Genomic DNA, 23,078 nt, shown 5'->3' with positions numbered 1-23,078 from the left:
CAGCCAAATCAGTCACTGCTTTCTGACTCATCACACTTGTTGTTGATGTGCCAGTGCCCTGCGCGATATCACTTTTTGCCGCATCTCCTAAACCAAGGTTTTCGATAAACTTCGGTTTATTCGGAATGTCTGCGCCGTTCTGGTCTTTGGCAAGTTTGCTGTTAGCATCAGCAACACTGGCTTTTTTGCCCAGTTCTGTTGTCACCAGCTGCAGTGACGGAACTTTTGTTGTGTCGTTACCAAGTTGCTGAGCTATATCTGCTTTATCAATCTTTTTACTCAGGCCCAGCGTTAAATCACCGCTGGTTGCATAGCCACCACTGCCGATAATCTGGCTGATAGCCTCTGCCAGCTGATTCTGTTTTTGTGGATTCGGCTGTATCCCTGCTTTAGTCAGCACGGCAATAATTTCAGCCTGAATGTCGCGGGTTGCACCCTGAACATCATTAAGCCATGCAGCGGTGACAATAGTGCCGAGTTGACCGGTAGTCGGATCACCGTCATGAAAAGCATGGTCAGTTGTATCGATAGGCGGCATTAAATTCTGCATATCACGATTCCTGATAAGTAAAATAACAATAGGTGTGTGCGGGTTTTAAGTCCTGGAACAGGCTTTCAAGAACGGAATCCGCATAGACAGTCAGCCGGTCACCGGCAGCGGAAACACCAGCACGAAAACGGTATGGCTGCACTTTGGAGCCATAAACATTAACGACCCACAGCCATAAAGCATCTTTGTGCATCAGCCGGTCACCGGCACGGTTTACACCGGCCTGAAAAGGCTGTGGCTCTTCTATGGTGATTCTGTACCCCATACGCTCAGCCAGATGAATGAAGTAAGGAACGGAGAGTCCGCCGGTTTCTGACAGCTTAAACAGCACCATTTCAAGGCGCTGCTGATACGTCTGACTGTAATCAGTTGTCAGTCCCAGAACCCGTTCCCAGTCAGCCAGTAACGCATCCGAAAAAAACGGGGTGACCCCGTTTCGTACCCGTTCAGCCTGTTTTTGTGCCTTTGTCAGCTGGTCAGCCTCAGCCTGCAGTTCTGCATCCAGTACGGGTGCATCCGTACCGTAACTGACCGGCGGCAATAACAGCTTCAGCAGGGATTTCATGCCATCATCCTCACGGTGACAGTACCGGGCTGCAGCCATTCCAGATGATCGGCATCAACCAGTGCGGGGACATTACCCGCAGGTTGTATAAACAAACGGTCACGGATGCCCGGAATCAGGGATACAGCGGTTTCTGCATCACTGCGGGTAAAACTTTCGCCGGGGGCAAGTCTGGACATTACCGCCTGAATTTCTGCTTTCACCTGTCTGACGGCATCATCCTGCGAAATACCGGCAATACGGATCTCAATATCAAAATCGATACGACGCTGCTCAGGAGCCAGTACCAGTGAGTTTTTGGCCGTGACCGGACGCACATCATCGATATGCGCCTGTGCGGCATCGATAATCTCCTGAGAAGGCAGACCATCAGCCGATGTGATCGCCACATCAACCGTACCCAGACCACGGCGCAGCGGATAAACAAAGGCATTGGTCACACCCGGCACCTCAAGCGCCCAGCGGCGGTAATCATATTTATTACCGCCAGCAGGGGGACGCCGGATCAAATCCAGAAGACGGGCCAGTAATGCCGCGTCAGTTTCCCTGTCTGTACCACCGTTCAGCGGCTGAATAAGTACACGGCTGTTAACCCCCATAGGAGCACTGACCAGTTCAGCCGGGGTAATGACACTGATATTTGAAACAGTGCCGGGCGTTGTGGCACTGACCGGAGCTGAAGCCTTGCCGTCCTCATCAATCACCACCTCCTGTGTGGTGATGACGCTGAGGGCTTCCCCTCTGATTTCCTGTCCGGACGGCAGAACAGCGTACGGTGTGCCGGTAAAGTCTGCGGTGCCGGATGCTGTGGTTGCCGGTTTGCGGATGAGATTGCGGGTTCTGGCGTGCAGCTCAAGAAAATCGCTGTCAGCGGTGTCCGGGAAAATCTGACGGACAATCCATGACTGATGCTGATAAATCCCTGTTGCAACGCTGGCAACGGATGAGGCGCGGATAAAAAAATCACTGTCAGACCCGGTATCTGCATCCGGAAGCTGGTTTTTGATATCCCGCAGAATCTCACTGCGGATTTGTTCAAAGCCGGGTGTGATGAACATTATGCAATCCTTACCTGGTGTTTAAAGGTACGGACATTGTTTCCGGCATCCGTGACGGTGATCCACAACAGAGCGTGATGCCGTCCGTCACTGTGTACACTGACCTCAACGGACTCAGCGCGGCCGTCATCTGTCAGTGGCTTCAGTGCCTGCTCAGCATACTGGCGGGCAAGGCGGTAAACACGGGACACATCTTTTTCCCGCGTCAGTTCGTGCAGGCGGGAGCCGAGGGTTTTATCCGCCCAGTAACTGCCGAGCGGCGTCATCAGGCGCAGATAAACCGCATTAGCGAGAGAATCAGTCCGGGTGTTGGTGTAGTCACCTGTCAGGGGATTTAAGAGTCTGTCCATGCTGTCATTCTGACAACACGGACAAAAGAAAGGAGTTGGCGGGGTTCAGCACTTAGCCGGATTAACCGACAGGTTTACCGGTATTACCGCCGTTGTTGCCATTGGTATGTTTATGGCCGGTCAGTGAAATATTACCGGCTTTCACATCGCCGTCAGTAGTATAACTGCCGGATGTCTGGCTGATATTACCCTCAAAGTCCGCACCGGTGCCACCCTTAATTGACATCCCCCCGTTACCGGTGATTTGCTCCATTGCCGTGAGCCGCTGACTGGTGGTGACTTCCGGGGTGTTAAAGTCTGCTTTACTTTCCGCATTTACTTCAAATTCTTTGCAGTTCACCCGGAAAACATCGCAGTCTGTCTCAATGATTTTTCCGTGCTTCAGAACGATTTTAGCCCCCTCATCGGTGTACAGTGCCACTTCGCCGGATTTCAGCCCGGCAAGGCGGTAGCTGCCGTGTTCGGTTGCCACCACAATACCGTGTGACGTTTTACCACCGACAGGGATCACAACAGCCATTGTACCCGGCGGCGGGTTGGAGGTCAGGCCGTACTGCTGGAATAACTCCTGTCCCTGCAGCGGTTCTTTTGCCAGCCCCTCCGCCTGAATGGTCTGTACTTTACCGCTGCTGTCTATGCTGTTTAAACGCGCCCTGAACGGCATTCTGATGGCGTTTAATGCGCTGTTAATGCGCTGATTAATTCTGTTCCACATGCGTTATTTTCCTCCGTCTTCTGTCAGTGCAACCGGCCGGATCTGGTCTTTGCCTTTTTTCTTTTTCCCTTTTTTATTTTTGGCTTTCTGTGTGTAGACATCCGGTATCCAGACACCATCCTCTTTGAACCGCAGCTGTGTCACCGGCCCGCCCGGACGGCCGCCGGTAAACGTACGGCCCATCAGAAAGAAAATCCCGTCAATACCGTGCAGCTCACTTTTAATTCTGACCCGCTGCCCCGGCTCCCAGAGTTCGCCTTTGTCCGTACGGTGACCGAAGACCTCAGCGGTGATATCCAGCCCTGACAGGCGGGCATCCGCCATTGCTTTTTTTGCACGGTACTGAAGCTGAGCCGGATTATCCACATCACCGGCGGTGATAATCTGCGGCCGGTAATACGGAACAGACGGATCACCGATTTTTACCCGCATATTATGGGTGCCTGACTGGCCGTCATCCGCCCCGGTATCCTCATCACTTTCGGTGCTGATACTGAATGTCTGTGCGCTGCGGGAAACATCCACCGGCTTTGTCTGCAGCTTTTTATTTTTGGTTGTCGAGGCGTGACTTTGTGCCAGCAGAGTCAGTTCGGAAAAACAGCCCTGAATATTACGGGTTTCTGACAGCGAAATAAGATTGTTACCGTCACCGCTGCGGGTCAGTATCAGGTCAGCCACCGGGGGCTTATCATAATCAGGCCCGCCGATAATCAGCGTACCGTCCGGCGCGAACCACGGCCACAGACCACGGCTTCCGGCCGCTTTCATCACGGTATCCCAGGCACGTTCACCGGGTTCGGTCTGAATACGGTCACTGCGTATCATGTTATCAGCCTGAATCCGGACGCGGGTAATGCCGAGCGGACGGACAACGCTGCTGATAACCTCACTCAGGTTCAGCTGACGGGCACTGAATACGGGAGCAGCACAGTCGATTAATATCCCTCCCTCATCACGGCCGCTGAGGCTGAGGGTAATACCTTTGCGCGATACATCCCGGGTGACGGTATCGATGCGGCCGGACAGCACCACATCATCACCCATTTTGACTTTCACCGGCGCACCACGAACCGCATCAACATTAAATACGCCGTCAGTGATACCGAGGGATAACTGCCAGGCATCGGCGGCTTTCAGGAAATCACTGTCTATGCGGTAGGTTTTCCAGTCAGAATAAGCATGACCGCCCACCAACAGGGTGATTTTTTCTAACCGGTCATCATTTGGCATAGGCATTGATAACATCTCCCGCGCTCAGGTTATTCGGATCACGTATCTGCGGATTCAGCCGGTACAGTTCGGCTGCACGGGAATAATCCCCGTACCAGAAATGTGCCAGTAAGTGCAGATTGGCAGCTGCAGCCACTGTCCGGCGGGTCAGCGGCGGGCGGCGGGTAATCACCAGCAACCCCAGGTCCTGCACATCAAGGGCGATGCTTTTCAGTTGTGACACCACGTTATGCCACAACAGCCCCACAGGATGACTGTCCGTACTCAGCTGCTGTGTCCGGTCACCATAATGGTCACGGACTTCATCAATGGCTTTCTGTGTGTATTCCCGCACGGTAGTGACCAGCATTTCGATATCATCCGGCGACAGATTATCAGGCTGGACATCATCGCTCAGTACCTGTGTCACCACGGCAGCCAGCGTACCGGATGCAATAATATAACCGGCGGTGGTCAGATCACGGATATCGTCAGGCTGTGCATTACCCGGCATCGGCACCGGCCCCTCACGCTCCCCCTGAACCAGCTGCACCGGCAGCGAGACCAGTTCATCAGCAACCGCCACGCAGTCACTCCACGCAGACAACAGTGTGGTGGCGCTGACACCGTTCTGAGCAACTGACGGTGCATACGCACTATCGGGAAGGTAACCGTTAGTCTGGACGCGGGGAACCGCAGAGGAGACAGGTGACGAACCTGAGCGGCCGGATGAGGTATTCACCACATCACCGTATTTAAGGTCGAGTAAATCACCGATGCCGCCGGTGCGGATGTCCGTCACGGCCACCATGTCACTGATGAATGCACGGGGATAAGTCAGATAACTGATACCCTGACTGACGGCAGAACTGATATCACCGCGCATGATGGTAATGGTATTGGTCATGCCGGATAAAGCGGCTTTGCCTTTTTCAAGGTAACGCAGACCTTCGTTAACCGGAGCCATGACCTGTTCAAACAGATCAGCGGCCCGCTCAGTGAGTTCACTGATTTTGTCAAAAATACTGTCACCGAGCTGTTCCGGATGGGACTGCGCGATAACCGTGCCGGTGGTGCCCTCAAGGAAAACCAGCTCAACCGTGCAGGTGTCGACACCTTCCGCTTCGTGCTTTACCTGATATTCAATGCACTTCGCTTTTTCAACAGAACCCCAGACAGGATGAACAAGCTCCCCGTAGCCGGGTTCCTCCAGTGCCGCAACAAAATTATCCAGATGAGTCCGGTAATCATCCCCCCAGAAAAGCGCATTAAAACGGAAATTACGCGGCTTACGGCCCAGATCAATAACGTCACCGCCATCAACGAACGGGTATTCATGTACAGAGGTATCGCGGGAAACACTGTCCTGAGCATTAACCACATCAAAACGCACACCACGGTAAGAGGCATCCTGTAAATCATTGCGCCATGCGGTATTCATAATCCGCCTCCGGTGGTTCGTCCGGCATCATTACCGTTAATATTGTTCACGGTTTCTGCAATCACATGGCCGTCCAGTTCCACCACGGAACGAACCTCTATCGGCTGCGGGGCGGTCTGCTGATTTTTCAGCAGGGTTTCAATCTCACGCACCGGCAGCATCAGCCCCGCAATCACATCATCGCTGACAGGTCTGGCGTAATCCGGCACAAACTCTTTCGGCAGGGCATCGGTTTTCATTCCGGCGTGCTCTGACATAAAACGCACCTGTGACAGTGCTGCATTAGCCAGCTGAGCCTGCTCATCCTGCTCACGGATGTACTGACTGACCCATTCCTCATTCTCAGCAGCATAGCCTGAACCGAACTGATACCACGGCTGAAAGCGCTCTTTAGCCTTGGCAATCATATTATCACCATACCGGGCACGTAGTGCGGCCATACGAGCCTCACCATTTATCAGTTCATCTGTTTCTTCCGGTGTGTTGGCCGTGGCAAACTCAGTGGCTACAGTGGCTAACCCCGCCAGCTTAAATGCGCCCGGTTTTAACCATCCGCCACTGGCTGCGGTAGCTCCGCTGGTACCCACCGTCCCTGCAATTCCGCCGGTACTTCCCGCACCGGCACCACCAAAGAGAAATTTAAGTGCGGCAAAAGCAACAGCGGCCTGTGTCATAGCTTCGATGCCGGTTTTGGCTCCTGTTAGTGCTGTTGTTAACCCGGGAAACTCAGCACTGAATGCAGTGAACTGTTCTGCGAGTGAGCCGACTGCGTCGGATAACGGTTTTGTGGAGTCGTATTCTGCAAACTGATGCGTATTCCCCGCCTGATTAGCTTTAAATGCATTAGTATCAGACATAACGCGAAACTGAATATCCCCTTCACCTTCTCCGGCTGCTTTATTTTTTTGCTCAAGAACTTTTTGTTTAACCTGATTTTTATATTCACTCTGAGAACGTAAACCAATTAATGCCATCAGTGTTCCCTGATCAGCAATTAATTCACCCAATGCAGACCCTTCGGCAATTTTTGTCATTGCGGATAATGTCTGAGCCCGCTCAGGGTCATTCTTATCCATGTTGTCAAGCTTGGTCTGTAGGGCTTTGTATTTGGGGTTATTAGCGGAAATTTTATCTGTTAATCCAACAAAAGCATCAATAGGATCAATTCCTTTCTCCCTGGCATTAATTAATGTTCCGGATAAATCGATGCCGTATCCATCAACTTTTATTCGTGATGCCGCTGTGGATAATTCACGACTATTTAATTTCAGTAAGAAGTTCATCAGGTTGTTACCAGCCTGATCATTTGTACCTGCAGTCGACACAACAGCCTGGTTTGCAGCTACAATGGATGCAAAATCATCCAGACCGGACATACCAGCAGCATTCGCCGCAGAAAGTTGTTGCGCAAGCCATTTAGCCATATCAGGTAGTTCAAAAGCACCTTCCTGACCACCTTTTAAAGCCATATCAAGCGCTATTTTAATGTCATCCGGTTTGGATAAATTAAAGTTTTTCTTTAGTGCAGATGTAACAGAAGCGAGGTCAAGGCCATCAACACCTGATGCTGTAGCGTATTTTTGCAGCAATGGTAATAACCCACTAATTTCTTGATCTGTGAAAATACCTTCTGACAGTAGTTTGTTTAATACCTCCGCTGCATTATCAATAGAGCCACCACCATCAGAGACCGATTTACGGATCAACTCATCTAATTTTTTCTGCCCGGCAAGACGTCCTGCATCGTCAAGATCACTGTATGCAGTATTACTCATGCGGGCCAGACGTTCTTCATAGGACATCTGACGCTTTACAGGTTCTGCGACAACTCTGGCTCCGGCATACAGGCCACCGGCAGCTGTCACGAACCCGTTCGCAATATTGCCGATTTTCATATTGCTCATCTGTTTCATTTCACCGCGCAGCTGCCCGACACGCTGGCGCATACGGTCAAAGGCACGGGCCTGTTCATCAGCAGACATCATACCGCTGCGGGCAAGGCGGTTATAAGCGGCAATGGTCTGGCTGATTTCGCGCTGAATGGCACGCTCTGAACGAATACCGAGGGTTTCATAGGCACGGGACTGGCGCTTCATGTCCTCCGTCCGGGCGCGCCCCTGACTGATGGCATCCTGCGCTGTGGTCTTCTGACGGCGGTTCAGTTTTTCCTGTGCCTGTTCGGCTTTCTGCGTTTCTTTTACGGTCTCACGCAGGGAACGGGTGATGGATTTGGATGCTTCATCCCGCGCAGACAGCAGCAGTGACAGCTTAAATTCACGGGCCATGATTATCCTCGTTTCTTATTTTTCTGACGGCGGGAACGGACACGGGTGCGTTTCGTGTCCGTTTTCTGTTTCGGTTTCGCACCGTGAAGCTGGTTCAGGGCATCAATCCTGGCATCCAGCTCCGGACGGCTCATTGACAGCAGGGCATCTTCGGTCAGGCCGTATCTGCCCAAAGCAAGGGCTATTTGCCGGAAGGTTCTGCGGCGTTCTTCAGATCTCTCCGCTTTTTTTTAGCGGCGGTCTGTGCGGCATCCAGAATGCTGTAATCTTCCTCCAGCAGTTCATCCAGCAGTAAATCAGTAGTGATGTCATCCGCCGGGATATCCCCGAGCTTCGTGATAGTGCGTTTCAGCAGTGCCATGCGGTAGTAGATATCAGACTTGCCGCCGGTGGCTGAACCGGTGACTTCTTCCGTTTCATCCAGCGCATCATAGATATCGCGCATTACCGGGATGCGGACGGCATAATCAAAGTGCAGCACGCCGTTAAAATTCACACCGTACAACAGCATATCCGGAACAGCAGCGGCCGGAGCCGCCGCGCTGGTGTTTTTTTCTTCCATTATTCAACCACCTTACGTAATGCGTTCAGTTTCAGGTCGCGTTTGGCTTCGTTATCAGTGGAATATTTCTCACCGACTTCCGTCACAAAACAGTCCAGGTATGAGATACGTTTGCCACCGGGGCCGCTCAGCGGGTACTGGGTCAGTTTGGAGCCTTCAATTGCGCCCCAGTCCATATCCCCGTTAAGCGGGATCACCACTGAAATGGACAGTTCATACGTGGCAATACCGCGCATAAAGCCTTTGGCACGGCCGGTTTTGTTCATGGTCTTCACCAGCTTGCGGCCGGTGACTTCCTGAACGTCCATATCCGTGACTTCAACTTCACGGCCGTCGATTTCAAGGACAATCGCGCCTGCATATTCTTCTAACATGTGTCACCTCATCAGACGTACAGATCAATACGACCCGCGAAAATATGTAAACCGTTCACCACATCCGCCGGAATCTGTGCATCGAGGCGGTTAGCATCTTTTCCGTTGCGCTCAACAAGCAGCAATTCTTTGTTGGCCTCAACGTTCTCAAGGATTTCTTCCTCCTCAAGTTTAATCAGCACATCCAGCAGCTCAGAACGGACTTTCTGACGGGTACGCTCATTGAGTTTGTCACGCGGAAAACGCTGCGAGATACGCTCACGGCACGCCACACGGGTATAATCCAGCGTGCGTATAGTGGTTAAATCCAGCAGCGCCGTATCGTTCACGCCCTCCGGATTCTTCGTGTAGGTGGTGATGGCACGGACAATCTGCACCTTATTGCCGGGACCTACCTCAAGCGGTGTCAGTCCGTTATGCAGTGCATTTTCCTGTTCATTACGGCCCGCCCAGGCTTTTACCGGAGCAACATCCATCCCTTTAATTTCAAGGTTATTCAGCGGTCTGGCCGGGTCTTCCTCAGAGGCAATCACCGCACCGTAACCGGCGGCCAGCTGACACGGCAGTTTTGCTGCCCCCGGATACCAGGCAATCGTGGTGCGGCCGTCATTGATATCCGCAGCCAGTGTGGTGCCGGTACTGAGCGTACCTGTCCATCCGGCAGCCGCGACAGCGCCGCGCTGCTCCAGCGGCCCCCCGGTTTTTTCCAGGTGGGTGCGCAACTTCAGCAGCGTATCTTTATCAGAGAACGGCGGCACAATGATGTTGTGACCGGCAGCAAAGACCGCATCCAGCGCAGGCTGAATATCCGCGTTATTTTCGCCGCCCTGCATGGCCGTCAGGGTCTGCGTGATACCTTTGGCTGTACAGGAGGCTGACAGCAGGATGTCATTACCGAACTCACCGGTCTGGCGTGCGGTCAGTGTGATGAATTTGTTGTCATTCTCACCGGTAGTCAGTGCCGCCTTAACCGGCAGGGCCGTCTGTGCATTCACTGTATCTGTAATGGCCTGACAGATATCATCCGCGCTGTCACCGGCGGTGACGGCCACATCCAGACGTTCACCGCATACCGTCAGGTAAAAGGTGCCGCTGTTGGTGGCAGGCCCGGTCACGGTCAGTGTACCGGCAGCCGCTTTACCGGCCGGATTTTCCTCAACACCGATAATCTGCAGCTGCAGATAACTATTGGCGGTAATCGCCGCTTTTGCCATGATGTGAGCCAGTGACCCGGTCCCGAATGCCACCGCTGCTTCGGTATCATCAAACACGTTCACCGGTGTCAGCGGCTCTGCCAGCCCCTCTTTCATCATCGGGGCCACAATCAGCATCACCTGCGGATTGCCCGGCAGCGCACGGGTTGCCATGCGCAGGTTAAACTCCAGGTATTTACCCGGCTTACGCAGGCTGTCCGGGATATTGTCAAATGTGATCATGTTTTTTCCCTTTCACAGGGCGCGGACGCGCGGTTTTAATCAGATCACCGCACGCTATCATGCGGCGGTAATACGCGGTGTCAGGAACTTCTGCCGGGGTTTCCGTGATGTAACGGCGGAACTGGTGTTCATACGACACACGTATCCCCTGACGTGCTCTGACAAAGAGGATTGTCATGGTTTTTTCCTTGTCAGTACCAGGTCAGCCGGGTCATCAATCGTGCCGATACCCGGCGGGTTATAGCGCAGACCGACACTGAGTAAATCAGGATCAGGCTCTTTCACTTTTCCCCGGTACTCGTTAAAAATGTAATCAGGTGAATCCGTGTCCCCGGTCACTTCCGGCCACAGGCCGTTACCCAGAACAGATTCAATCCACTTTGTTTCAAACTCACAGGCAAACACCGACAGTGCTTTGCTCTGCAACTGAGTGTTGTAGAGGGTACGCACCCGCAGCGGCATAAACGGCGTGATTTCCAGACCCAAATCCTGCCCGGTGGTCAGTCTGCGTACGGCATGAATAAGACGGTACGTCCCGATTTCATTACGGTTAACACCACCGAACCGGGCGGACTCGTCATCACGGGTGTTGTAATCGCCCACAATGACCACAAAGGTGCCGGTGCATTTCACCTTCTGCCGGTTGGTGGCAATGTATTCACTGTTTGTCAGGCCGCCGAATGTGACCCACGCCGCCGGAAAAGCACGGACGATACGACCTAAGTCATCATCCATCTCACCGCTGTAGCTGGCTACCTCACGCACCATGTCACCCATACCCTGACGCAGACGGTCACACAGATGCTGCTCAATACGGGTGATCAAAATGCACCTCCGCCTGTTGAGTTACGCCCGAACTGGCGGTTGCTGCTGCCGAATTTCATCTGCGGCGAGGACTGAATAATGTCCCCGCCGTCAGTGCGGCCCAGCCCGATACGACCCTCCGCCACTTTTTCAAAAAACCGTATGGCATCCTCATAACGCAGCCGGATTTCCTCAGACAGAAGACGGTGAGCCGTTGCCAGATGGTAACGGGCGATATCACAGCAGCGGCCGGTCAGGATACGGGCGGTATCCGTAAACGGTGTCCGGTAACGCGCGACGAGATAGCCGTCAATTTCAGCCGAGGCGCGCACCAGTGCAGCATCCATCACCTCATCACTGATATCACCGGGGTGCTCAGTATCAGTCAGGGAGATACACTCGCGTTCACCGAACGTTAAAATCATGTCTTTCTTCGTCGCGTACATGGTTCACCTGTTATTTAGCGGATGACTTTTTGCCGCTGTTACTGCTACCGGTAGCAAGCGGTGCATCATCCTGTTTAACCTGAGCGGGCGGTGTGTCTTTCTGCTCACGCAGTGCCGCCAGCTCAGCCTGAAGGGCAGTATTCTCAGCGGTCAGGCGTTCAGTCTGCCCGGTGAGGTCTCCGACGATGCCGTTAAGATTACGGTTATCATCTTTCAGCAGTTCAGTGGCCGTATTCAGGGAACGAACTTCCGCTTTCAGGGCGGCAATCTGTTCCTCTGCCGCCGTGTCCGCACCGGTTACCGGCTCAGCGCCGAAAGAGACAACCAGCATTGGTTCAGCACGCAGTTCGGCTAACTGTGCTTTGGTGAAGCGATCATCAGGGTATGTGGTGGCCGTGTCCGGATGGGCGATACCGCAGCGGCGGAACCCGTTAACTTTGGCGGTAATAGTGACCGGCATTATTCTTCCTCCCCGGTTGAGCCGTAAGCCAGCTGCCAGAAGGCATAACCACCCGCAGCACGCGCTTCCGCACCAAATTTGAATTTTTTGCGCATAAACACATCGTCATTCTCCAGGCTGGTCTGTTCAACCAGCACCGGCGCTTTACGCTCCTGGTAAATGAACGGCATCACCGGCTTAGAGGTATCCAGAAGGAACCACTGCGTATCAGACTGGATCTCCTCTGAAACCACAACTTCCGCAGTTCCTTTGTAGATATTGACTTTCCCGTCCTCAAGGCGGTCAGCGGTCATTAAGGTACGGGCGACATCTTCCAGTGCAACCGGAACCAGCAGGATATTCGGTCTGATTTTCAGAGGACGACCATCCTCATCTTTCACTTTACGCATCTGTGTGCGGGCCGCACCAAATGACGCCCGGGCTTTTGCCAGTGTGTCAATGGACAGCTGCTTAGTCCCTTTGTTGGAAACTGACAGATTTCCTACCGGGTGGTCGGTATCAAAAAAATACTGGCCGTCATAGCAGGGGCGTTCAAAGCCGAGGTTAACCAGGTCGTACACGATTTCATCCGGCAGCATCCCTGCAGAAAGGCCTGCTGCTTTTGCCTGAATGGCATACTGACCGGTCTGGTCATCTTCGATATCGTTGCGGTCAACCTCAACTGTGGCTTCCCAGTCATCGTTCACAATGGTGTATTTATGCGCGGCCAGCGATTTAACCGCTTTTTCTCCGACCCATTTTTTCATGGCCGGGAAAGAGGATAACCATTTGTATTCTTCTGACTTGCCGGTGGACGGCACTTTCATGGCAATTTTTTCCCACGTTGCCGGAGCACGCTCCAGCGCGTTATTAAACGTGAGCTTGATGCCGGTAAACAGCGGGGCGAGGTTTGCTTTATTTACAATCATGTTATTTTCCTGTTAAGCAGTCAGTACCCAGACACCATCAGTGGTGACTTCCAGAACACGGCCTGCCGGTGTGGTGCTGTCTTCCGCAGCCGCACAGACGGTGGTGCTGTCTTTCAGGTCGCACAGTTTACCGGTATGGGCCTGTGTGACCGGCTTGGCAGGGTCATTGCCGAGATGAAAAGCCAGACCACGGCGGACCATAACAAGGACGGCACCCTTTTCCCCGTCGCGGTTATCCGCAAAATCATCAGCCACACCCAGCACTGTCAGACCAGTGGCACCGGGTACGGCAAAACCGGATGCATCAGCGCAGACAACATGTCCGCCGTAAATACGGGCACCGGCCGCAACCGGTACGGGAAAAAGTTCACCGGGACGGTGAGCGGTATTGCGATCCATTACTGACCTCCGAGCTGTTTAGACATTTCTTCAGGGGAAATACCGAACTGACTGCAGACAGCCAGGGCGGCATCATTTAACTCACCACCCGGAGACTGCAGATCGTCCTGCGTTTTTGCCGCACCGGACGGCGCTTTACCGCCGGTCTGGGTGGATGACAGCGCGGCAACCGGAACAGCAGCCTCAAGATGCTGAGACAACGCAGCAAAATTGCTGCGGCCCAGCTCTTTCGCCCAGGTTTCCATTGCCGGCATCAGACGGCCGTCAGACAGCGCAGCCTGAACCAGTGCATCAACCTGATGCTCCTGACTGTGCTGACGCTCTGCATTCAGTTTTGCCTGCAATTCCAGATACCCTTCAACCGGGACATACTTTGCCGGGTCAAAGGCTTTTGAGGACAGGTCAGCAATCTGCTGCGTCTGGTTTTTCAGCAGGTCAGTCAGACTCTGCCCGGCGGCAACCGTCGTTCCCTTACCGCCGGAAATAATGTCAATCGCTTTCTGCAGTTCCGCTTTGATATCCTCAGCGGTTGCGGTGGCGGGCAGGTTGAGCATCCAGCGTAAATTGCTGAGCAGCTCACTGATGAGTTCATCCACGGTGTGTTCCTCCGGTGTGGTGGTGAGCGCGGCAAAATGACGGGAGGCTGCAATCAGCACCTCGTTCATTCCGTCCAGCGCGGGGGTGTTGGTCAGTGCCGCGTGAAGCAGCTGCGTCACCTGACCCTGGTCGTCATACAAAAATACGGGGGAGATAAAACGGTATTCACGGGCTGTGATGGCCGCTGCGGCTTTCTCTGTCCATTCCACGCCGGTGGCGTACAGTCCGTCACCCTCACGCCACTCAAGCTGCTTAAACCAGCCCGCCGCCGGGGCAGGCTGTCCGTTTTTCACAGAGCGCAGGGTCTGGTGTTCATAATCAATCACCAGCGGGGTACTGAGTGCCGCTGTCTGTGCAGTCAGCACCGCCGCAATGGCGGCATTCATCACCCAGTGCGCCACATCAGACGGACGGCCGTCTTCCGCACGGAATGTTCCGGCCGGAAAAAGCTGGATTTCGTTGGTGTTGTCCCCGCTGAGTGCGGTGGTTAAAGCGGCGATACGTGTTTTCATGCGCCCAGTGTACCGGGCACGGTATGCGAAAGAGAGTTGGCGGGGTTCAGCACATAAGCTGCAGCCGGAACAAAGAAAAGGACGGCGGGTAAGAATCAGGGGTCAACAGTAACGCATTTAAACCCCGTTTAAAAACGTTTTAATCACACCATGCCGTGACATTGCATTGTGAATAATTAAAAACGCACAGAGGCGCGTACAGGCGTTTTTATTCCTCACCGGTTAACTGTGTGAGATAACGCTCAATCACGGCGCCGATTTCACGTTCATCGGTATCTGTCAGACTGAGAAACGGACGGGCGGGAATTTTTATCTTATGCGCCCCCACAGAATGGGTTTCACTGTAGTTGCTGCGGGATTTACGGACAAACCGGTTGCCGACAGCACCGTTTTTACCCTGCCGGAAGTAGTTCTGCTGACGGCGGGCGGGCATACTGATTTCGCCGCCTTCCTGATGGATACGGGCATACTTCACATTTGTCCCCACCACCGCGCTGTTATTGTCGCTGTAAGAACCAATACTGCCTGCCAGTCTGCCAGAGAGCTGCAGAATGCGGCCCCCGCGACGGCGGCGCTCTGTTGACGGACTCCAGCCCATCCATTTCGGACGACCTTCCTGTGCAAAGTTTTCCTCCACCGCATCCGCCATCACCCCGGCAATACGGCGCATCAGCGGTTCACGGTTTTCCAGTCCCCGGATAAGTTTATCCAGTGCCGCCTCAAAAGCGGCTGTATCCACTCTGATGCTGTACATCAGAACACCGCCTGTGCTTTCACATCTGACAGCCGGTTATCGCGGACAGTCACCACCCACCACTGCCCGCGGTAGAATGAGGCATAATATTCCGTGCCGTCATCATCACGGCGGGTCTTCTGCGGCTGTTCGATAATATTCTGCACGAACAGGTAATCTTCCTGCGTGATATCCTGCTCAGCCAGCTGCTTCAGGGTCGGTGCATCGGTATACACCGGCTGTGTGTGCTGCGTATCGGTATCCGGACGCGCAGCCACCGGGTAACGCTGCTGCGGTGACGGCTGCTGTGTGGTGACGGCCTGCTGATACCCCTGAGCAAAGTCCGGCCCGGTCAGGGTGCCGGTGACATACTGGCTGGCCGCTGCCGGATGATACCGCTCCAGATCTGGCTGATAACTGACTTCCCCCGGATTAAACCCGAACCCGGGATCAGGCACATAAATCTGACCGTCTTTCGGGTTACGGAATCCGGTCACCGTGCGGGTTTTTCCCGGTGCGCCGTATTCCTGCTCCACCTCAACACGAATACCATCCGTTGACTGTACCATCAGCCCCAGCCGCTCCACATCCGCCGCACTGCGGGCACGGACACGGCAGCGGCAGCGGTAACCGTCCGGCGGGTAAATGGTCTGCCATATCGGATCATCAAAACGGGCAATAAATCCATTCAGGGCCGCATGTGCCGGGCGGATATGATTATCCATGATACCGACCCGTTCCCAGTAAGGGCGGTCATCCGTGTTCTCCATCTGCTGCTTATAGCGTCCGGCCATGTAGGAGGACTGCATATTGGTCTGAAAGATGGTGTTCAGTCGGCGGGGAGTGAGCCGCTTACCGTGCAGTTCACCGGTGTCCGGGTCAGCAACCAGACCTTTACCGAGCCAGCCTTTCTGCTCCAGTAACGGGGTTAACCGGCGTTCAAAGTCCCGGTATGTTTCCCCGTTCTTAAGCGCTTCTGTCAGTGCCTGCCGGATATCCTGCAGCACGTCCAGCTTCAGCACTCCGGCTACGGTAAACGCCTTTGCATGCGCCTGCGCCTCAACATCGTGGTAATTAAATCCGATGGCGTAGCCTTTGCTCTCAAGGTAGGCTATCGCCTCCGCCGGGGGCAGACCGATGGCATAGCGCAGATCAACCGCCTCACGACCCGGCATGAATACGCCCCCAGACTTCGGACACAAAAATTGCCCGCTCCAGCAGCTCCCTGAGCGCATTATCATCCAGCAGCGGATAACCGGCCGCGACCAGATTCATCGCCTCATCCGCACTGTGTCCGGCCCGCAGTGCCGTCACCATCGGTGCCAGTAACTGATTCATGGCATCACTGACAGGGTCAGACAGCGGAGGTGCGTTATCCAGTTTTATCTGCGCCGGGTCAGCATCCGCTGATTCCGTGGTCTTCGACAGTACCGCCAGTCCGTGACGTGACAACCCGTTACTCAGCGGGGTCAGCAGCGGTATCTGAGGACGGGGTGATAATACCGGTTCATCATCTTTTGCCTGCGGGATACCGGCTTTTTTATTGACCCATGACACCGGAATACCGGTCATTCCGGCTTCATTCACCAGCGTTGATACGGCCTGTGCGAACGGTGCCAGCTCCACGGTCTCACTGGTATCAAACACAAACTGCGGTAACCGGCGCGGGTTGACATCCGCATGACCGTTCAGTGCCAGCACCATCTGAATGAGACTGCGGAACATGTTCTCAATCTGACGGGCATCCGCTGTCATCAGGTCGTGGCGGACTTCGTTATGCACATTACCCAGTGCATTGGTGGAGGATTTACCGTCTGCCTGTGTGGTCAGGGTGCCGCCCAGGATAATTTTTGACTGAGTACGCTCCGCCCAGTTAATCATCGCCATAAACGGATCCGGGCCGCCACCGGCAGCAGATTCAAATTTGATGTCATTCCCCTGCGGGATAGCGGCCACCGCATCATGACCCAGATTCACCAGCTGATACAGCAGCTTGTCGATATCCGCATCTGATGTGCCCTGTGCATAGGTGGCGATACGGGCCGGAAGGCCGTAAATCTCAAGGAACTCCGCAAGGTCACGCAGGGAGAAGTTTTTAAACAGATACGGCCACACCAGCACACGGAACAGGCCGCTGGTCGCAATAAAGCCGCTGCGGGCGTTATGCTTATGCACCAGCCAGCCGAACGGCCACAACGGGGAACCCTCGAACTGATCATCATTGAGGCGGATCTCGTCCCGTTTTTCCGGCAGTGTGCGGAACCAGTAATGCGGACGCAGGTTAAGCGCCTTCGGCAGCCAGACCTTTTCAATCAGTTCCCACTCAATTTCCTGACAGGAAAACCCGTGACCGACCGCTTCCATACCATTGAGAATGATATCCTCAATGCCCGGCATGGCATCAAACCACTCCTGGACTTTTGCTGTCATATCCCGTTCCTGTGCGGTGGCATTCTTCGGCGGTTCAACTGACCAGTCCAGCGTGAGCAGCACATTCTTGCGCTTTTCCATTTCGGCAAAAATATGACCGTCACGCTCAGTCATGTCTGAGAACAGGCACGCCTGCGCACTCAGGTCACCCCGTTCGGCCGCCTGCAGAATGCGCGGCAGCTTGCGGATAGTCAGTCCGCGTGACGGATGCTCCGGATAGATGCGCTGCATCTGTGCGATTTTGCCTGTCTGCGGGGTTTTTAACACTTCCCGTTCGATCGGGTTTCCGTGGATATCAACTATTTTCGGCATTTCTTAATCCTTACCAGGCACCTGCACCAAAGCGTTTTCCGCCGTCACGCACAGAGCGGCTGCGGATGTCGGTGCTGCCCGCGCGTGAGGCGGCAAGTGACCACAACATGTGTAAACAGTCCGGGCCGTCATCATGATCGGCTTTCGGGAAATGACGCAGCTGGTCAATCAGGGTGTGCTGTGTCGGGTGAAGACGGATCAGCCCGTTAACCATGTGCGGCTGCAGGGATTCAATCCGCAGCGCTTTATCGGTGTGCGGGATAACCGGAATGGCCGGAACCGGAACACCCTGCTGAGCGGAGCGTTTCACCAGCTCCGTGCGCAGGAACTCCTGAAACTGGACGGACTCAAACGCCCAGATGAGACACCCGTATTCACGCTGATAGCGGATCACATCCTCAATAATTTTGTCTGGCAGACGGCGGCGGATATCCGCCTCAACCACATCCAGAATACCGGTCATCCGGTTAAAGCCGCCGACCAGAAGCGCGGACGGGTCACGGCCTTTGCTGAGTCGGCCGAGGCTGGGGTCACAGGCTCCGTAGTAAATCCAGTCCGCCAGATGGTTAGACCAGAAGATAATACTGTTGGCAAAAATCGCATCCTCACCGCTGACCGGGTCATTCTGGTACTCAGAATCAAAGGTGTCGTGACCGTCACGGGCGCGGATTTTCATCAGTGCCAACAGCGGACGGGCAGCCCATGACACAATGGCCCCTTCAGACATGGCTGCTTCATTTTCCGTGTAGAAACGTTCAGCCTCATCCGGCTGCCTGTTATGGATAAGGGTTTCCCACTCATCCCACAGTTTCATATTGACCGGCCACTGCAGAATGGCTTTAAAGCGGACAGTACGCCACATGGCGTTATTCAGGGTGCGGGAGAGTACCGAGTCGTAATGCAGGATAGTCCCGATGTAGACAATATCGGTTTTACCCCCGGCCTCACCGAGCGGCATCACGGTCTTTTTAAGCCAGGTGTGCAGCTTGTCCCGCTGTTCCGGATTACGCACCATCTCATCGTTCTCGATATCATCGAGCACCACCAAATCAGGACGGTACGGGCCGTGACGCAGACCACGCAGTTTTTTACCGCTGCCCGCCACCGTCACTTTGATATTATTACGGGTGACGATGGTGCCCATCTGCCAGGTGCGGCCCTGACCGCAGATATCCGGATAATCGTTCTTCAGACGCGGGTTATATTCCAGTTCGGCTTTGATGGCTTCCAGCATCGGATAGGCCTGGTCGATACTGTCCATAATGATGACCGGGTACTTTTTAATCCCCCGGATAATGCACCACAGCACAAAGAGCTGACTGACCAGCGTGGATTTTGCCTCACCGCGCGGCGCGGCTATCGCATCACTTTCAGCGGCCGGACTGGCGACAATTTTCGGCAGACGGGAAAACAGGTAATCATGCAGCTGGCTGCGGGAATGATGGCGGACATAATGCGGGAAGTAGGTTTCCACAAAAAAGCTGTAGCCGTCATCCGCATCACTCACCTGCAGACGGCGGGCATCAGCCGCTGCCGGGTCTGCATCAAAGCCGAGACACTCCGCCTCAATGGTCTGACGCAGACCGGCAATGTATTCCTGCAGGGAGGCTTTGAACTCTTTGAGTGAAACCTTTTTAGACATTTTTAACCGTATTCCCGTTCCAGCACACCAGCAAAGGATTCCAGAATCTCAACAAACACCACGTTATGCTGAGGGTATTTATCACTGATGAACTGCCCCAGCCGCTGGATCACATCAATAGCCGTGGCAAGCTTATCGGTTTCCGGCAATATCTTTTTGCTGGCTGATACCGCTTTGTTAAAGGCATCTGCCAGACTGGCAAGCATATCCACCCGGGCACCCGGTGCGATATCCGGGTTCGTGTTTATCTGCTCAGTAACCGTCTGACACTGAACAACCAGACTCATCAGCACCGCACGTCCGGCATCCTCAACACCACCACCGGCCAGCATGTGAGCCGCGCGCATTTTGTCCCAGTCGTCATTCTTATCCTGCGCCTCTTTCTTCCAGCGCCGGGCAGTCACGAACGAAACCCCGGCCTGAGCAGCAGCCACCTCCAGCGACATCTGGCTGAAGATATAAGCGCGGCGCAGCTTGTCGCGGGTCTCCTGCGGAAACGCCATCGTTACAGTCCCATCTTCGCACGCAGCAGCATCATGGCGGTGGTCACCAGACAGGCGGTAATACCGCCGGATACGGCACCGGCAACTGCGCCACGGCGCATGGCTCCCTGTGTCGCATCCTGACGGATGGCATCCATCTGATCACTCAGCGAATCCATCTGCGTTTCAATGCGGTTTAAATGGCCTTTAACGCTGATTAAAACGTCACTCTTTCTGCTGTTACGGGTGCGTTTTTTCATGACTGATTTCCTTGTTATTGAACGTATTAATAAATTCCCCCGTATCAGTACGGCGGCAGATGACACCGGTCTGTTCTGCCGGATGTCCGGTCACGGCGGCATACTTTGCACAACGCAGACCGGTCAGACCGGGCAGAATCAGAAAGATAAAAAACACAGCCAGCACAACAGCCACGGCTGTCAGCAGCAGGGTGTAACCACAGGCATTATGCCGGGAGCGTTTCATTGCACTGTCTCCCGTCTGCATTCACGAACCACATCACGCACATAATCCTGTAACCCGCTCAGTTTTGTTCTGTCGGAAAGGATACCGGTGCGGATATCGTGAATAATGAGTCCAGCTTCTCCAGAGAGTCGGACGGCGGCTGCATCATCCATTCCGGCGGTGGTGCGATGGTTGCCTGCGGTGAGCTGACAGGTTGCAAGGTCGGCACGGGCGAACTGCAACCGGCGGTTACCTGAAGCAAGATCAGCACGCAGCCGCTGATTAATGATTTCCTCATTACGTAACTTCTCCGTATAGGTCTTATCCAGCGCCTGAACTTGCCGCTGAGATTCAGACAGGCGGTTTAATGCCTTCTGTGTGTCTTCCTGTGCTCTGTCTGACACGGCTTTCAGGTCTTTGGTATGACTTTCTTTCAGCTGTGAAATATCACGGTCAAAGGTGTTCTTCATCACCAGATACGCCGATGCCGAACCGGCGATAAAAATCAGGAAAGCCCCGATAATGAGCGGCCACCCGGCACCACGTAACAGTTCTGAACGTAACGGTATTGTCATTTGCTCAGCTCCCAGCACAACAGTTCAGCTTCCTGCTCACGACGCAACACCTGCCCGTAACAGTTGTTGGAACGGATGCGGCAGTCTTTGCCGCCGTCGAAAATCCAGCGGGGGATCTCTTTGCAAGCACCGGCAATATTTCCCGCATTCAGTTTTTTATAAAACGTGGATGAAAAGCATTTTCCGGGACCGATATTGTAAGGACAAAAAGAGGCTATCCCGGCAATCTGGGGAGCGGTTAACGGCACATTCACGTTACGTTTTACCCAGGCAACCGCCTTGTCACGCTCAGCGGCATTCAGCCGGTCACATTGCGCCTGCGTCAGTTTCTCTCCGGGTTTTACCGCGCGGCCGTCAATACGGGTCACACCCCGGCAGACCGTCCAGATACCGCCGCCGTCACGGTATGCGGTGGTGAAATTACCTTCTTTTTCATTCAGGAACTGGTCAAGAATGTCATACTCGCTGGCACCTCCGGCAATCAGAGCCACCACAGCAGCAGTCAGAAAACCCCGTCTGATACTCATCTTATAAATCCTTCGGGGAACGGGATGATGCCCTGACGAGCGTGGCGACAGCTTCTTTCGCGCTTTCATCCGCAGGATGATCAATCAGGTGCTGTACGCTCATTTCCAGCAGACGTGTGCGCTTCTGCTGCTCCCGTTTATTCAGGAGGTAATTCAGAAGTAAGAAGACAGAGTTAATGAATACACCGATTAAAAATCCCCATGCGTACAACGACAGACCGCTGAAAACAAAACCGATACCGGCAAGCCAGTAAGTGGCACGCTCATACATGTCACTGAAAAAACCACCCATGTGACTACCTTGTTGTTTTTGTCCGAAATAAATAGGTGCGGTACTCATCATTACCTCCGCATGAGGATGGCCGGTTAATCCAGCTGCAACACACCGTGTTCTTCTGAACCGGAGAACGCTATCAGCCCCTGATATTCAGGCTGGTCGTCAAAAGCCGGAATAATACCGGTGGTGATGGTGTAGGACGGCTGACCTTCCTGTGCGGCGAAGTCGGCCAGAGCGCGGATTTGTTCAAGGGTAAGCGTGATAGTGTCAGGCATAGCAATGTCCTTACTGAATAATTAACAATGTAATTTTTAAGGGATTTCAGTATAGGAACGGGGATGTTTGCGGGGGAGTTGGCGGGGTTCAGCACATCATTTAAAAAACCCGCAACGGGAGATCAGTGTTGCACAGACAGAACGGAATAATCAATCAAATAAACTGTCCTGCTGCGTTTCTGACGCTGCATTATGTTCACTCAGCAACCGCCAGGCAAAACGGTCAGCAAAACCGTATTTAGGACACAGAACGGTTAGTGCGGAACGACAGGAATTCCCCTGCAGGGTCATTTCTTTTAATTCCGCAATAAAGCGGGCATTGCGTAATTTTATGAGCACCCGGTCACAACGCGGGATATAGAACGGTGTGCCGCCCATACAGGCCAGCAGTTTTTTATATTCCTCATCCGTTAACAATGATGTCAGTTTCTCAAATGCCGCATTATTACGGGCCACGGCTTTACCCTGACGGGCAGATAAGGTGACACCGCCGAGGTGGGTAATCAGTTTCGCGGTGGCGGCATAACCGATCACCCCAATCAGCTGATGGGCGGACTCCGGCAGCAGAGATTCCAGTTGCGCCAGTTCGTGCTGGCTGACAGTGTTATTCATCGTTCCCCCGAAATAAAAACACCTCCCGATGCGGAAGGTGTTCAGTATTTCAGGTTTGTGAAATGATGGCGTGTTGA

At 53.8% G+C, this 23,078-nt stretch carries 30 protein-coding genes and 1 pseudogene; all 31 read right to left on the bottom strand.

Going from position 1 to position 23,078, the window contains the following annotated elements; genetic code table 11:
- Positions 1-550, bottom strand: a pseudogene (locus tag AAZR23_RS12250) (hypothetical protein); the annotation flags it as partial.
- Position 551: 1 nt separating this feature from the next.
- The gene (locus AAZR23_RS12245; RefSeq protein WP_025155027.1) at positions 552-1,115 is read right to left on the bottom strand and encodes a YmfQ family protein; all 564 of its coding nucleotides are present in this window, start codon (positions 1,113-1,115) and stop codon (positions 552-554) included.
- A complete protein-coding gene (locus tag AAZR23_RS12240; RefSeq protein ID WP_431739809.1) occupies positions 1,112-2,176 on the bottom strand; it encodes a baseplate J/gp47 family protein in 1,065 nt (354 codons plus the stop codon). The genes AAZR23_RS12245 and AAZR23_RS12240 overlap by 4 nt, the downstream gene beginning before the upstream one ends.
- Complete coding sequence (locus tag AAZR23_RS12235) at positions 2,173-2,523, bottom strand: phage GP46 family protein (protein ID WP_025155025.1); 351 nt, start codon at positions 2,521-2,523, stop codon at positions 2,173-2,175. Before AAZR23_RS12235 ends, AAZR23_RS12240 begins: the two co-directional genes overlap by 4 nt.
- Before the next feature lie 61 nt (positions 2,524-2,584).
- Positions 2,585-3,238 carry a phage baseplate assembly protein V gene (locus AAZR23_RS12230; protein WP_434692861.1) on the bottom strand — a complete coding sequence of 218 codons (654 nt, stop codon included), beginning with the start codon at positions 3,236-3,238 and terminating at the stop codon, positions 2,585-2,587.
- A 3-nt stretch (positions 3,239-3,241) separates the two neighbouring features.
- Positions 3,242-4,474, bottom strand: coding sequence for a phage baseplate assembly protein (locus tag AAZR23_RS12225; protein ID WP_434692860.1), 1,233 nt, complete (start codon positions 4,472-4,474; stop codon positions 3,242-3,244).
- The gene (locus AAZR23_RS12220; protein ID WP_434692858.1) at positions 4,458-5,888 is read right to left on the bottom strand and encodes a DNA circularization protein; all 1,431 of its coding nucleotides are present in this window, start codon (positions 5,886-5,888) and stop codon (positions 4,458-4,460) included. Before AAZR23_RS12220 ends, AAZR23_RS12225 begins: the two co-directional genes overlap by 17 nt.
- On the bottom strand, positions 5,885-8,173 hold the full coding sequence (locus AAZR23_RS12215; protein ID WP_434692855.1) for a phage tail tape measure protein: 2,289 nt from the start codon (positions 8,171-8,173) through the stop codon (positions 5,885-5,887). The genes AAZR23_RS12220 and AAZR23_RS12215 overlap by 4 nt, the downstream gene beginning before the upstream one ends.
- A 2-nt stretch (positions 8,174-8,175) precedes the next feature.
- Complete coding sequence (locus tag AAZR23_RS12210; protein ID WP_218429327.1) at positions 8,176-8,346, bottom strand: hypothetical protein; 171 nt, start codon at positions 8,344-8,346, stop codon at positions 8,176-8,178.
- 8 nt (positions 8,347-8,354) lie between these two features.
- Positions 8,355-8,735 (bottom strand): hypothetical protein, encoded by a 381-nt coding sequence (locus AAZR23_RS12205; protein ID WP_218429329.1) that lies wholly within the window; start codon positions 8,733-8,735, stop codon positions 8,355-8,357.
- Positions 8,735-9,109 (bottom strand): phage tail protein, encoded by a 375-nt coding sequence (locus AAZR23_RS12200; protein ID WP_434692852.1) that lies wholly within the window; start codon positions 9,107-9,109, stop codon positions 8,735-8,737. Before AAZR23_RS12200 ends, AAZR23_RS12205 begins: the two co-directional genes overlap by 1 nt.
- 11 nt (positions 9,110-9,120) lie before the next feature.
- Entirely contained in the window at positions 9,121-10,545 is a 1,425-nt protein-coding gene (locus AAZR23_RS12195; RefSeq protein ID WP_434692850.1) for a phage tail sheath C-terminal domain-containing protein, read from the bottom strand.
- A complete protein-coding gene (locus tag AAZR23_RS12190; RefSeq protein WP_434692847.1) occupies positions 10,532-10,723 on the bottom strand; it encodes a hypothetical protein in 192 nt (63 codons plus the stop codon). The genes AAZR23_RS12195 and AAZR23_RS12190 overlap by 14 nt, the downstream gene beginning before the upstream one ends.
- The gene (locus AAZR23_RS12185) at positions 10,720-11,370 is read right to left on the bottom strand and encodes a DUF1834 family protein (protein ID WP_434692844.1); all 651 of its coding nucleotides are present in this window, start codon (positions 11,368-11,370) and stop codon (positions 10,720-10,722) included. Before AAZR23_RS12185 ends, AAZR23_RS12190 begins: the two co-directional genes overlap by 4 nt.
- Positions 11,367-11,795 carry a gp436 family protein gene (locus tag AAZR23_RS12180; protein ID WP_434692841.1) on the bottom strand — a complete coding sequence of 143 codons (429 nt, stop codon included), beginning with the start codon at positions 11,793-11,795 and terminating at the stop codon, positions 11,367-11,369. The genes AAZR23_RS12185 and AAZR23_RS12180 overlap by 4 nt, the downstream gene beginning before the upstream one ends.
- Positions 11,796-11,805: 10 nt before the next feature.
- Positions 11,806-12,255, bottom strand: a complete 450-nt coding sequence (locus AAZR23_RS12175; RefSeq protein ID WP_434692839.1) for an HI1506-related protein — start codon at positions 12,253-12,255, stop codon at positions 11,806-11,808.
- Positions 12,255-13,163 carry a Mu-like prophage major head subunit gpT family protein gene (locus tag AAZR23_RS12170; protein ID WP_434692837.1) on the bottom strand — a complete coding sequence of 303 codons (909 nt, stop codon included), beginning with the start codon at positions 13,161-13,163 and terminating at the stop codon, positions 12,255-12,257. Before AAZR23_RS12170 ends, AAZR23_RS12175 begins: the two co-directional genes overlap by 1 nt.
- Positions 13,164-13,175: 12 nt before the next feature.
- Positions 13,176-13,562, bottom strand: coding sequence for a hypothetical protein (locus AAZR23_RS12165; RefSeq protein WP_434692834.1), 387 nt, complete (start codon positions 13,560-13,562; stop codon positions 13,176-13,178).
- On the bottom strand, positions 13,562-14,671 hold the full coding sequence (locus AAZR23_RS12160) for a phage protease (RefSeq protein WP_163656329.1): 1,110 nt from the start codon (positions 14,669-14,671) through the stop codon (positions 13,562-13,564). The genes AAZR23_RS12165 and AAZR23_RS12160 overlap by 1 nt, the downstream gene beginning before the upstream one ends.
- A gap of 208 nt (positions 14,672-14,879) precedes the next feature.
- Positions 14,880-15,428, bottom strand: coding sequence for a phage virion morphogenesis protein (locus AAZR23_RS12155; RefSeq protein WP_434692879.1), 549 nt, complete (start codon positions 15,426-15,428; stop codon positions 14,880-14,882).
- Entirely contained in the window at positions 15,425-16,579 is a 1,155-nt protein-coding gene (locus AAZR23_RS12150) for a phage head morphogenesis protein (RefSeq protein ID WP_434692831.1), read from the bottom strand. The genes AAZR23_RS12155 and AAZR23_RS12150 overlap by 4 nt, the downstream gene beginning before the upstream one ends.
- Positions 16,566-18,146, bottom strand: a complete 1,581-nt coding sequence (locus AAZR23_RS12145) for a DUF935 domain-containing protein (protein WP_434692828.1) — start codon at positions 18,144-18,146, stop codon at positions 16,566-16,568. The genes AAZR23_RS12150 and AAZR23_RS12145 overlap by 14 nt, the downstream gene beginning before the upstream one ends.
- A gap of 10 nt (positions 18,147-18,156) precedes the next feature.
- The gene (gene terL, locus AAZR23_RS12140; protein ID WP_434692825.1) at positions 18,157-19,788 is read right to left on the bottom strand and encodes a phage terminase large subunit; all 1,632 of its coding nucleotides are present in this window, start codon (positions 19,786-19,788) and stop codon (positions 18,157-18,159) included.
- 2 nt (positions 19,789-19,790) lie between these two features.
- The gene (locus AAZR23_RS12135) at positions 19,791-20,291 is read right to left on the bottom strand and encodes a DUF1804 family protein (protein WP_025155006.1); all 501 of its coding nucleotides are present in this window, start codon (positions 20,289-20,291) and stop codon (positions 19,791-19,793) included.
- A gap of 2 nt (positions 20,292-20,293) precedes the next feature.
- Positions 20,294-20,530: a hypothetical protein gene (locus AAZR23_RS12130; protein WP_025155005.1), complete on the bottom strand. Its 237-nt coding sequence runs from the start codon at positions 20,528-20,530 to the stop codon at positions 20,294-20,296.
- Positions 20,511-20,756, bottom strand: a complete 246-nt coding sequence (locus AAZR23_RS12125) for a hypothetical protein (RefSeq protein ID WP_036422605.1) — start codon at positions 20,754-20,756, stop codon at positions 20,511-20,513. Before AAZR23_RS12125 ends, AAZR23_RS12130 begins: the two co-directional genes overlap by 20 nt.
- Positions 20,753-21,310, bottom strand: coding sequence for a lysis system i-spanin subunit Rz (locus AAZR23_RS12120; RefSeq protein ID WP_052697369.1), 558 nt, complete (start codon positions 21,308-21,310; stop codon positions 20,753-20,755). Before AAZR23_RS12120 ends, AAZR23_RS12125 begins: the two co-directional genes overlap by 4 nt.
- Entirely contained in the window at positions 21,307-21,837 is a 531-nt protein-coding gene (locus tag AAZR23_RS12115; RefSeq protein ID WP_036422608.1) for a lysozyme, read from the bottom strand. The genes AAZR23_RS12120 and AAZR23_RS12115 overlap by 4 nt, the downstream gene beginning before the upstream one ends.
- A gap of 1 nt (position 21,838) precedes the next feature.
- Positions 21,839-22,180, bottom strand: coding sequence for a hypothetical protein (locus AAZR23_RS12110; protein ID WP_152624755.1), 342 nt, complete (start codon positions 22,178-22,180; stop codon positions 21,839-21,841).
- Positions 22,181-22,203: 23 nt separating this feature from the next.
- Positions 22,204-22,389 (bottom strand): hypothetical protein, encoded by a 186-nt coding sequence (locus AAZR23_RS12105; protein ID WP_046024319.1) that lies wholly within the window; start codon positions 22,387-22,389, stop codon positions 22,204-22,206.
- A gap of 150 nt (positions 22,390-22,539) precedes the next feature.
- Positions 22,540-23,001 carry a mor transcription activator family protein gene (locus AAZR23_RS12100; RefSeq protein WP_218411180.1) on the bottom strand — a complete coding sequence of 154 codons (462 nt, stop codon included), beginning with the start codon at positions 22,999-23,001 and terminating at the stop codon, positions 22,540-22,542.
- Positions 23,002-23,078: the final 77 nt, after the last annotated feature.

Source organism: Morganella sp. Je.2.23, from assembly GCF_051129855.1.
Classification (GTDB): Bacteria; Pseudomonadota; Gammaproteobacteria; order Enterobacterales; family Enterobacteriaceae; genus Morganella; species Morganella sibonii.
Note: the sequence above shows the minus strand (reverse complement) of the source record. Positions and strands in the feature narration are given on the sequence as shown.

Coding starts and splice junctions, on each gene's coding strand:
- AAZR23_RS12245 (WP_025155027.1), bottom strand. CDS start 1,115: ATGAAATCCCTGCTGAAGCTGTTATTGCCGCCGGTCAGTTACGGTACG.
- AAZR23_RS12235 (WP_025155025.1), bottom strand. CDS start 2,523: ATGGACAGACTCTTAAATCCCCTGACAGGTGACTACACCAACACCCGG.
- AAZR23_RS12230 (WP_434692861.1), bottom strand. CDS start 3,238: ATGTGGAACAGAATTAATCAGCGCATTAACAGCGCATTAAACGCCATC.
- AAZR23_RS12225 (WP_434692860.1), bottom strand. CDS start 4,474: ATGCCTATGCCAAATGATGACCGGTTAGAAAAAATCACCCTGTTGGTG.
- AAZR23_RS12220 (WP_434692858.1), bottom strand. CDS start 5,888: ATGAATACCGCATGGCGCAATGATTTACAGGATGCCTCTTACCGTGGT.
- AAZR23_RS12215 (WP_434692855.1), bottom strand. CDS start 8,173: ATGGCCCGTGAATTTAAGCTGTCACTGCTGCTGTCTGCGCGGGATGAA.
- AAZR23_RS12205 (WP_218429329.1), bottom strand. CDS start 8,735: ATGGAAGAAAAAAACACCAGCGCGGCGGCTCCGGCCGCTGCTGTTCCG.
- AAZR23_RS12200 (WP_434692852.1), bottom strand. CDS start 9,109: ATGTTAGAAGAATATGCAGGCGCGATTGTCCTTGAAATCGACGGCCGT.
- AAZR23_RS12195 (WP_434692850.1), bottom strand. CDS start 10,545: ATGATCACATTTGACAATATCCCGGACAGCCTGCGTAAGCCGGGTAAA.
- AAZR23_RS12190 (WP_434692847.1), bottom strand. CDS start 10,723: ATGACAATCCTCTTTGTCAGAGCACGTCAGGGGATACGTGTGTCGTAT.
- AAZR23_RS12180 (WP_434692841.1), bottom strand. CDS start 11,795: ATGTACGCGACGAAGAAAGACATGATTTTAACGTTCGGTGAACGCGAG.
- AAZR23_RS12175 (WP_434692839.1), bottom strand. CDS start 12,255: ATGCCGGTCACTATTACCGCCAAAGTTAACGGGTTCCGCCGCTGCGGT.
- AAZR23_RS12170 (WP_434692837.1), bottom strand. CDS start 13,163: ATGATTGTAAATAAAGCAAACCTCGCCCCGCTGTTTACCGGCATCAAG.
- AAZR23_RS12165 (WP_434692834.1), bottom strand. CDS start 13,562: ATGGATCGCAATACCGCTCACCGTCCCGGTGAACTTTTTCCCGTACCG.
- AAZR23_RS12160 (WP_163656329.1), bottom strand. CDS start 14,671: ATGAAAACACGTATCGCCGCTTTAACCACCGCACTCAGCGGGGACAAC.
- AAZR23_RS12150 (WP_434692831.1), bottom strand. CDS start 16,579: ATGCCGGGTCGTGAGGCGGTTGATCTGCGCTATGCCATCGGTCTGCCC.
- AAZR23_RS12145 (WP_434692828.1), bottom strand. CDS start 18,146: ATGCCGAAAATAGTTGATATCCACGGAAACCCGATCGAACGGGAAGTG.
- terL (WP_434692825.1), bottom strand. CDS start 19,788: ATGTCTAAAAAGGTTTCACTCAAAGAGTTCAAAGCCTCCCTGCAGGAA.
- AAZR23_RS12135 (WP_025155006.1), bottom strand. CDS start 20,291: ATGGCGTTTCCGCAGGAGACCCGCGACAAGCTGCGCCGCGCTTATATC.
- AAZR23_RS12130 (WP_025155005.1), bottom strand. CDS start 20,530: ATGAAAAAACGCACCCGTAACAGCAGAAAGAGTGACGTTTTAATCAGC.
- AAZR23_RS12125 (WP_036422605.1), bottom strand. CDS start 20,756: ATGAAACGCTCCCGGCATAATGCCTGTGGTTACACCCTGCTGCTGACA.
- AAZR23_RS12120 (WP_052697369.1), bottom strand. CDS start 21,310: ATGACAATACCGTTACGTTCAGAACTGTTACGTGGTGCCGGGTGGCCG.
- AAZR23_RS12115 (WP_036422608.1), bottom strand. CDS start 21,837: ATGAGTATCAGACGGGGTTTTCTGACTGCTGCTGTGGTGGCTCTGATT.
- AAZR23_RS12110 (WP_152624755.1), bottom strand. CDS start 22,180: ATGATGAGTACCGCACCTATTTATTTCGGACAAAAACAACAAGGTAGT.
- AAZR23_RS12105 (WP_046024319.1), bottom strand. CDS start 22,389: ATGCCTGACACTATCACGCTTACCCTTGAACAAATCCGCGCTCTGGCC.
- AAZR23_RS12100 (WP_218411180.1), bottom strand. CDS start 23,001: ATGAATAACACTGTCAGCCAGCACGAACTGGCGCAACTGGAATCTCTG.